This window comes from Streptomyces adustus (genome assembly GCF_009377175.1).
GTDB classification, from domain to species: Bacteria; Actinomycetota; Actinomycetes; order Streptomycetales; family Streptomycetaceae; genus Streptomyces; species Streptomyces adustus.
In genome coordinates, this window is the sequence record NZ_VJZD01000339.1 from 1 (window position 1) to 8,255 (window position 8,255).

Annotated in this window: 9 protein-coding genes; 4 read left to right on the forward strand and 5 right to left on the reverse strand. The window is 72.1% G+C overall.

All coding sequences use genetic code 11. The annotated features are described in order from the left end of the window. From FNH09_RS42430 to FNH09_RS42450, 5 genes are all read right to left on the reverse strand, one after another. Positions 1 to 1,343: HD-GYP domain-containing protein (locus FNH09_RS42430; protein WP_152895199.1), on the reverse strand; the 1,343-nt coding region annotated here is incomplete at its 3' end. A gap of 160 nt (positions 1,344 to 1,503) precedes the next feature. Beyond that, positions 1,504 to 1,815, reverse strand: a complete 312-nt coding sequence (gene rsrA / locus FNH09_RS42435; RefSeq protein ID WP_152895200.1) for a mycothiol system anti-sigma-R factor — start codon at positions 1,813 to 1,815, stop codon at positions 1,504 to 1,506. Further along, positions 1,812 to 2,495 carry an RNA polymerase sigma factor SigR gene (sigR, locus tag FNH09_RS42440; protein ID WP_162469929.1) on the reverse strand — a complete coding sequence of 228 codons (684 nt, stop codon included), beginning with the start codon at positions 2,493 to 2,495 and terminating at the stop codon, positions 1,812 to 1,814. Before sigR ends, rsrA begins: the two co-directional genes overlap by 4 nt. Positions 2,496 to 2,805: 310 nt before the next feature. After that, entirely contained in the window at positions 2,806 to 3,444 is a 639-nt protein-coding gene (locus FNH09_RS42445; RefSeq protein WP_152895207.1) for an alpha/beta hydrolase family protein, read from the reverse strand. A gap of 46 nt (positions 3,445 to 3,490) precedes the next feature. After that, positions 3,491 to 4,306 (reverse strand): SOS response-associated peptidase, encoded by an 816-nt coding sequence (locus FNH09_RS42450; protein ID WP_152895201.1) that lies wholly within the window; start codon positions 4,304 to 4,306, stop codon positions 3,491 to 3,493. Positions 4,307 to 4,356: 50 nt separating this feature from the next. On the opposite strand from FNH09_RS42450, the gene FNH09_RS42455 reads away from it, so the two are divergent. The 4 genes from FNH09_RS42455 (at position 4,357) to FNH09_RS42470 (ending at position 8,167) form a co-directional block, all read left to right on the forward strand. Next, positions 4,357 to 5,088 (forward strand): M50 family metallopeptidase, encoded by a 732-nt coding sequence (locus FNH09_RS42455; RefSeq protein ID WP_152895202.1) that lies wholly within the window; start codon positions 4,357 to 4,359, stop codon positions 5,086 to 5,088. A 214-nt stretch (positions 5,089 to 5,302) separates the two neighbouring features. After that, positions 5,303 to 6,634 carry a 3-phosphoshikimate 1-carboxyvinyltransferase gene (aroA, locus tag FNH09_RS42460; protein ID WP_152895203.1) on the forward strand — a complete coding sequence of 444 codons (1,332 nt, stop codon included), beginning with the start codon at positions 5,303 to 5,305 and terminating at the stop codon, positions 6,632 to 6,634. Positions 6,635 to 6,647: 13 nt separating this feature from the next. After that, positions 6,648 to 7,661, forward strand: a complete 1,014-nt coding sequence (rsgA, locus tag FNH09_RS42465) for a ribosome small subunit-dependent GTPase A (RefSeq protein WP_152895204.1) — start codon at positions 6,648 to 6,650, stop codon at positions 7,659 to 7,661. 182 nt (positions 7,662 to 7,843) lie between these two features. Further along, positions 7,844 to 8,167 (forward strand): DMT family transporter, encoded by a 324-nt coding sequence (locus FNH09_RS42470; RefSeq protein ID WP_152895205.1) that lies wholly within the window; start codon positions 7,844 to 7,846, stop codon positions 8,165 to 8,167. The last annotated feature ends 88 nt before the right edge of the window (positions 8,168 to 8,255 follow it).

Below are 8,255 nucleotides of genomic sequence, written 5' to 3' on the forward strand. Positions count from 1 at the left end.
GGCGAATGCGTACCGGACGCGGAGGGAAGGGGCCCGGCCCCGGGGACGGGCGGTTGGAGCCCAGGGGCGGGCGAGTGGGTCGCGGGAGCGGGTGTCTCGTCGGCTGTCACGGTCGGGTGCCAGCCCCGGCGTTCCAGTGCGCGCGCCAGTGCCCCGACCATCGCCGGGTCGAACTGGGTCCCCGCGCAGCGCCGCAGCTCCTCCAGTGCCGCCGGCACCGGCCGGGCCCTGCTGTAGGACCGGGTGGACGTCATGGCGTCGAACGCGTCGGCGACCGCCACGACCCGGGCGAACTCCGGGATCTGGCTGCCGACCAGCCCGTACGGATATCCGCTCCCGTCCAGCCGCTCGTGGTGGTGCAGGATCGCCGACCGGGCCTCCCCCAGGAAGCCGATGCCGCGCACCATCTCGTGCCCGTACTCGGGGTGCAGCTCGATCACCCGCCGCTCCTCGGGCGTGAGCGGCCCGTCCTTGCGCAGCAGCCTGGTGGGCACCCCCAGCTTGCCCACGTCGTGCAGGATCCCGGCGAAGCGCAGCACCTCGGCCCGCTCGTCCTCCATGCCCAGCTCGCGGGCGATCATCATCGACGCCTGCCCGACCCGCTCGCTGTGGCCGCGGGTGTACGCGTCCTTGATGTCGACGGCCTGCACGAGCGCCCGGATGGTCGCCTGATGGGCGGCCCGTTCCCGGTGGTACTGGGCGAACACCCACCCCGACACGCACATCGGCAGCAGCACGAGCAACGCGGCGACCGGACCGTAGGGGCTGCGCCACAGCACCGCCATCATCAGTCCGGCCAGCCCGTGCACGGCGGCCGGTGCCAGCGAGCGCGGGAACGGTCCGCGCCAGGCCCGGCGGACCGAGACGCGCTCGGCCAGCACCAGGATCCCGCCGTCGAGCGCGCCAAGGACCAGGCAGAAGACCAGGACGGCCGCGCCGGCCGGCACCAGCACCCGGGGGAAGTCGGCCGCCGCCACCGCCTCGCGCCCGCCGAACGCCCGGTGCACCCGGGCCGCGGCCCACACCCCGAGCGTCAGCTGGGCGGCCCGCCAGACGCGCCGCAGCAGCACGGGCCGGTCGGCCGGGGACAGCAGTGCCCCCGGCAGCGCGACGAGGGCCGCGGCCGACGGGGGCAGCAGGAAGGCCCCGGCGAGCAGCAGGGGGTGGAACGTTCCGGCGAGGCGCCGACGGGCGAGCCGCTCGCCGCCCGCGTACAGCGCGGAGAGCAGGACGACGGCCCATCGGGCGGCGGGTGCGGGCGGCAGCGGCTGAAGACAGAGCCCGGCGCCGAGGGCGGTACAGACGACGTACGCACGTGCCCGCGCCGGTACCGCCGACTCCATGACGCCCGCCCCTCCCCCGGCCACGACCGTTTTGGGCCGTGACCATGCCTGTCCAGGCTCCGGAGCCTAGGGCGGCCGGGGGCGGGTCTGCGGGCGAAAGTGCACCCATTAGCACGTTCGGGTGAAAGCAGGCCGGATCACCGGCGGGGCTCGCGGTGGTTCAGGACTCCTGCGGGGTGACCGGGGTGGCGGTCACGTCGTGGTCGGGCACGGCCTGCCCGGACCGGATCAGGTCCAGTCGCCCCATGACCTTGGCCCGCAGGTCGCTGGGCACGTCGTCATGCCCGCAGCACCGCTTGACCAGCTTCTTCACGGCCTGCTCCAGACCGTACTTCTCCAGGCACGGCGAGCATTCCTCGAAGTGGTGCTGGAACTTGTCGCGGTCGAGTTCGGGCATCTCGCTGTCGAGGAACTCGTACAGATGGTCGAGTACCTCACTGCAGTCCGTCTCGTGCGGCTCTCCGCAGCTCATGAGCCCGAACCTTTCGCTTCGTTCGACTCGCCGGCGCCGGCCGGGACCAGTCCGCGTTCACGGGCGTAGTCCTCGAGCATGCCGCGCAGTTGACGGCGGCCCCGGTGCAGCCGGGACATCACCGTACCGATGGGTGTCCCCATGATGTCCGCGATCTCCTTGTACGCAAAGCCCTCTACATCCGCGAGATAGACGGCAATGCGGAACTCCTCGGGGATCGCCTGCAACGCTTCCTTGACGTCCGAGTCGGGCAGGTGGTCGAGCGCCTGCGACTCGGCGGAGCGCAGACCGGTCGACATGTGCGACTCGGCGCGCGCGAGCTGCCAGTCCTCGATCTCCTCGGCCGCGCTGCGCTGGGGTTCGCGCTGCTTCTTGCGGTACGAGTTGATGAACGTATTGGTGAGGATGCGGTACAGCCACGCCTTGAGGTTGGTGCCCTCACGGAACTGGTGGAAGGACGCGTACGCCTTGGCATACGTCTCCTGCACCAGGTCCTCGGCGTCGGCCGGATTGCGCGTCATGCGCAGGGCGGCCGAATACATCTGGTCGAGGAATTCGAGCGCGTCGCGCTCGAAGCGCGCCGTGCGCTCCGTGGCGGACTCCGCACTCATGCCCTGGCCCTCGGGCTGCTCCGCCTGGCCGTTGTCGGTCCCTGCGTCGGTCCCAGTGACCGGACCCACCTCCTCAAGTTCCCGGGCGGGATCGATGCCGATCCCACTCGAATCGGAGGATAGACGACGAGACGTGCCCGCCGCCGCTCGAATAGGAGCGATCTTGGCCGCGTGCAGCACCGTCCAGTCGAGGTCGGCGCGGCTGCCGCGGCCCGGATCGGAATCCGCCGGGTGCAGCCCGTCCACGGTGTGGTCGCGTGTGACGAGCGGGCAGATGGTCGAACCCATGCGGCGGACTTCCTCTCCTTCGACGTCGGCGCTGGTGCACCAGCACTTATGTCCGCCTCAACCGTGGAAGGCCGCACAACATTCCCGTCCGTCACCCGAGTGAGCCCACCCACGTCACGACCGCGTCCGTGATCACCTCCACGGCCTGCTCCTGCGTGATCTCCGCGCGCTTGGGCACGGCGAAGCCGTGATCGCCCGACGGAACCTCGACCAGCCGGTACCGCCCTTCGGGGAATTCGCCGGGCTTGCCGAAGGGGTCGTTCCCGCCCTGGACGACGAGGGTGGGCACCCCGGCCCCGAGCAGTTCGGCCGCCCGGGACTTCTCCGGCCGGCCCGGCGGGTGCAGCGGGAAGCTGAGCGCGAGGACGGCGGCGGCGCCCAGTTCCAGGGCCGTACGGCAGGCCACCCGGGCACCCGCGCTGCGACCGCCCGAGATCACCGGCAGCCCCGGCTCCGCCACCGCGGGCCAGATCCCGCGCCAGCCCACGTCCAGCGTCCTCGGGGCGGGCGCCACCTTCTTCCCGGCCACCCGCCAGGGCTGCTCGACCAGCGCCACGCTCACCCCGTGCGCGGGCAGCACCGCGGCGAGCGCTTTCAGATCCCGGGCGTCGATCCCGCCGCCCGCGCCGTGGCTCACGGCGAGGACGAGGCGCGCGTCGGCGGCCCGGTGCCAGGTGACCCGGGCGGTGCCGGCCTCGGTCTCGACGGTCTCGCTCAGGTCACTGATCATGGTCTCGCTCACGACGGTCCCGCTCACGTCACTGATCCTCGTCACGTCAGAAGAGTGTGCCCTCCTCGGGCCCCTCCAGCTCCTTCAGCAGCTCCGCGCCGTTGTTGCGGACGTTGCTGACCGCGGTGGAGACGGGGTAGGCGCGCATCAGTCCGGTCGGCGGCGGCGCGAGCAGGTCACGCAGTTCGTCGGGGTCCGTGCGGGACGGGTCGAGCCAGTCGTCCCAGCGGTCGGGGGTGAGCATCAGGGGCATACGGGGGTGGATGTCGGCCAGCGCGCGCGGGCCCTCGGCGGGGGCGGCCGCGAGCGGCGCGGTCTCCGCCTCGGTCGTGATGACCGAGCAGGTCACCCACCAGGCCAGCGGGTGCTCGTCCGGCAGCGTCCGGTCCCGCCAGAACTCGTACAGTCCCGCCATCGCGAAGACCGAGCCGTCCGCCGGCGTCACGAAGTACGGCTGCTTGCGCGGCCGCTTCTTCTTCCCCTCGACCTCCAGGTCCCGCTCCTGGGTGCCGGTGACCCACTCGTAGTAGCCGTCGGCGGGGACGACACAGCGCCGGGCGGCGAAGGCGCGGCGGTAGGAGGGCTTCTCGTGCACGGTCTCGGCGCGGGCGTTGATCATCCGGGCGGCGCCCTCGGGCGTCTTGGCCCAGGACGGGACGAGTCCCCACTTGAGTCTGCGCAGCTGGCGAACCGGCCTCGGGCTGTCCGCGTCCTTCACAGGGCGGTCGAGGACGACGTAGACCTCCTTGGTCGGGGCCACGTTGTAGTCGGGCGCCAGCGTCTCTTCCGGATCCCACTTCTCGACCTCAAAGGTTGCTGCGAGATCCTCGGGCCCACGACTGGCTGCATACCGTCCGCACATACGTGCAACACTGCCAGATTCCGCGTCGCGAAAGGGAGCCACCGCCGACAATGGACAGCACCGCATCCACCTCGCTGGCATCGCTCAGCTCCCTGTGGGACGAGGTCTTCGGCACCCAGCCGGACCCTGATCTGTGGGTGGTGCTCGCCACCCTGGCCGCGGGCCTCGCGATAGTCGTGCCCCACCCGCTGTGGCGCATCTCGCGCAACGCGATCACCATCGCGCACGAGGGCGGCCACGGTCTGGTGGCGCTGGTGAGCGGCCGCACCCTCACCGGCATCCGGCTGCACTCCGACACCAGCGGTCTGACCCTGAGCCGGGGCAAGCCGTACGGCCTGGGCATGATCCTCACCGCGGCCGCCGGTTACACCGCTCCCCCGCTGCTCGGCCTGGGCGGCGCGGCGCTGCTCGGCGCCGGGCACATCACACTGCTGCTCTGGCTGGCCACCGCGCTGCTGGTCGCCATGCTGGTGATGATCCGCAACGCCTACGGGGTGCTGACCGTGGTGCTCACCGGCGGCACCTTCCTGCTGGTGTCCTGGCTGGCCGGGCCGCAGGTGCAGGCGGCGTTCGCGTACGCGGTGGTGTGGTTCCTGCTGTTCGGCGGGGTGCGTCCGGCCTTCGAGCTCCAGGCCAAGCGATCGCGCGGGGGCGCGGGTGACTCGGACGCGGACCAGTTGTCGCGGCTGACGCACGTACCGGCGGGGCTGTGGCTGTTCCTGTTCCACGCGGTGTCCCTGTGCTCGCTGCTCGGCGGGGGCAGGTGGCTGCTGGGGCTGTGAGCGCCGGGTACGGGGCGTGCACGGGGCATGCCGTGGCCCGAGCGCGGGGCGCGTTCGGGTCGAGCCGGGGCCCGGGTGCGGGGGCCCTCCGGTCATGCCGTGGCCATGCCTCGCCTGCGCATATATGCGCGGCACTGTCCATGCCGCGCTTTCGCTCCGCTTTCGCCTCTTTTGATCAAGATCTCCCGTCACCGACAGCCACTAAAGTGGGCGCATGACCGTGAACCCCGCAGACACTGCCCTCTGGCCCGCCCCGCACGCGACCGGAGCCGTCGACGCGACGGTCCACGTGCCCGGGTCGAAGTCGGTCACCAACCGGGCCCTGGTGCTCGCCGCCCTCGCCTCCGAGCCGGGCTGGCTGCGCCGCCCGCTGCGCTCCCGCGACACCCTGCTGATGGCCGGGGCGCTGCGCGCGATGGGCGTCGGCATCGAGGAGACGGTGTCGTCCAGCTCCACCGTCGCGGGCGACACGGGCGAGGCGTGGCGGGTGATCCCCGCCGGGCTGCACGGCCCGGCCACGGTCGACGTCGGCAACGCGGGCACGGTCATGCGCTTCCTGCCGCCGGTCGCCGCGCTCGCCGACGGCCCCGTCCGCTTCGACGGCGACCCACGGTCGTACGAGCGTCCGCTGCACGGCGTGATCGACGCCCTGCGCGCCCTCGGCGCCCGGATCGACGACGACGGCCGGGGCGCGCTGCCGCTGACCGTGCACGGCGGCGGTGCGCTGGACGGCGGCCCGGTCGCCGTCGACGCCTCCTCCTCGTCCCAGTTCGTCAGCGCCCTGCTGCTGTCCGGACCGCGCTTCAACCAGGGCGTGGAGGTCCGTCACACCGGCAGCACGCTGCCGTCCATGCCGCACATCCGGATGACCGTGGACATGCTGCGCGCGGTCGGCGCCCAGGTCGACACCCCGGAGTCGGGCGGCGAGCCGAACGTCTGGCGGGTCACCCCCGGCGCGCTGCTCGGCCGCGACCTGACCGTCGAGCCGGACCTGTCCAACGCGCAGCCGTTCCTGGCGGCGGCGCTGGTCACCGGCGGGCGGGTCGTCGTCCCGGACTGGCCGTCCCGCACCACCCAGCCCGGCGACCGGCTGCGCGAGATCTTCACCGAGATGGGCGGCAGCTGCGAGCTGACCGAGTACGGGCTGGTGTTCACCGGCTCGGGCGCGGTCCACGGTATCGACGTGGACCTGGGCGAGGTCGGCGAGCTGACGCCGGGCATCGCGGCCGTCGCCGCTCTCGCAGACTCCCCGTCGTACCTGCGGGGCGTGGCCCATCTGCGGCTGCACGAGACGGACCGGCTGGCCGCGCTCACCAAGGAGATCAACGAGCTCGGCGGCGACGTCACCGAGACCGCCGACGGACTGCGCATCCGGCCCCGCCCCCTGCACGGCGGGATCTTCCACACCTACGAGGACCATCGGATGGCGACGGCGGGCGCGATCCTCGGGCTGGCGGTGGAGGGCGTGCAGATCGAGAACGTGGCGACGACGGCGAAGACCCTCCCGGACTTCCCGGAGCTGTGGACCGGGATGCTCGGGGCATAGGGGCGATCAGGTCATGCGTCGCTACGGCAAGCACACCGACGAGGACGACATCCGCTCCCGGCCGAACCGCAAGGGCAACCGGCCCCGTACACACATCCGCCCCAAGCACGAGGACGCCGCCGAGGGCATGGTCCTCACCGTCGACCGGGGTCGGCTGACCGTCCTGGTCGAGGACCGGGTCGTGATCGCCATGAAGGCCCGTGAACTGGGCCGCAAGGCCGCCGTGGTCGGCGACCGGGTGGCCCTGGTCGGCGATCTCTCCGGCAAGAAGGACACGCTCGCGCGCATCGTGCGCATCGAGGGGCGGACCTCGGTGCTGCGCCGCACCGCGGACGACGACGACCCGTACGAGCGCGTGGTCGTCGCCAACGCCGACCAGCTGGCCATCGTCACGGCCCTGGCCGACCCCGAGCCCCGCCCGCGGCTGATCGACCGCTGCCTGGTGGCGGCCTTCGACGGCGGGCTGACCCCGCTGCTCGTGCTCACCAAGTCCGACCTGGCCCCGCCGGCCAAGCTCCTGGAGCTGTACGGCGACCTCGACATCCCGTACGTCGTCACCAGTCGCGAGGAACTGGAGAACGGCACCGCCGTCGCCCGGGTCCGCGAGCAGCTCGACGGGAAGATCACCGCGTTCGTCGGGCACTCCGGCGTCGGCAAGACGACGCTGGTGAACGCGCTGGTGCCGCTGGAGCGGCGGCGTACGACCGGACATGTGAACGCGGTGACCGGCCGCGGCCGGCACACCACGACCTCGGCGCTGGCGCTGCCGCTGGCGGACAGCGACGACGGCTGGGTGGTCGACACCCCGGGCGTTCGGTCGTTCGGCCTGCACCATGTGGATCCGTCCCGCGTGATCCACGCCTTCCCCGACCTGGAACCGGGCACGGAGGGCTGCCCGCGCGCGTGCAGTCACGACGAGCCGGACTGCGCGCTGGACGCGTGGGTGGGCGACGGGCACGCGGACCCGGCGCGGCTGTACTCGCTGCGCCGACTGCTGGCGACGCGTGAGCGCACGGAGGGCGACTGATCCACCGTCACAGGCTCGGGGGAAGCTGATCCACCGTCACGGCAGGGGCTCTGACCTTCGCGTTGTTTGTTCGGGCCCGGGTCCGGTAAGTGCATAATCGCACCGAGTCGGATCCAAGCCCGACGAGCCCCACCAAGCGGCCGCGAAGCGCAGACTGGCGCTGACACCCGGGAGGACAGCACATGGCGTGGCTGCTGGTAGTCGTGGCGGGCCTGCTCGAAACCGGCTTCGCGGTGTGTCTGAAGCTGTCGCACGGCTTCACCAGACTCTGGCCCACCGTCGCCTTCAGCTGCTTCGCACTGGGCAGCTTCGGTCTGCTCACCCTGTCGTTGAAGAAGCTCGACGTGGGCCCGGCCTACGCGGTCTGGACGGGCATCGGCGCGGCGGGCACCGCGATCTACGGCATGGTCTTCCTGGGCGACCTGGTCTCCACCCTGAAGATCGTCTCGATCATGCTCGTGATCGCCGGTGTGATCGGCCTCCAGCTGTCCGGCTCGGCCCACTGACACATCGCCCGGCCGGGGTCACACGGCCGACGAGCGCGTCACACGGCCGAAGGACGGGGGAACGCGACCCGCACCAACTCCCCGACCC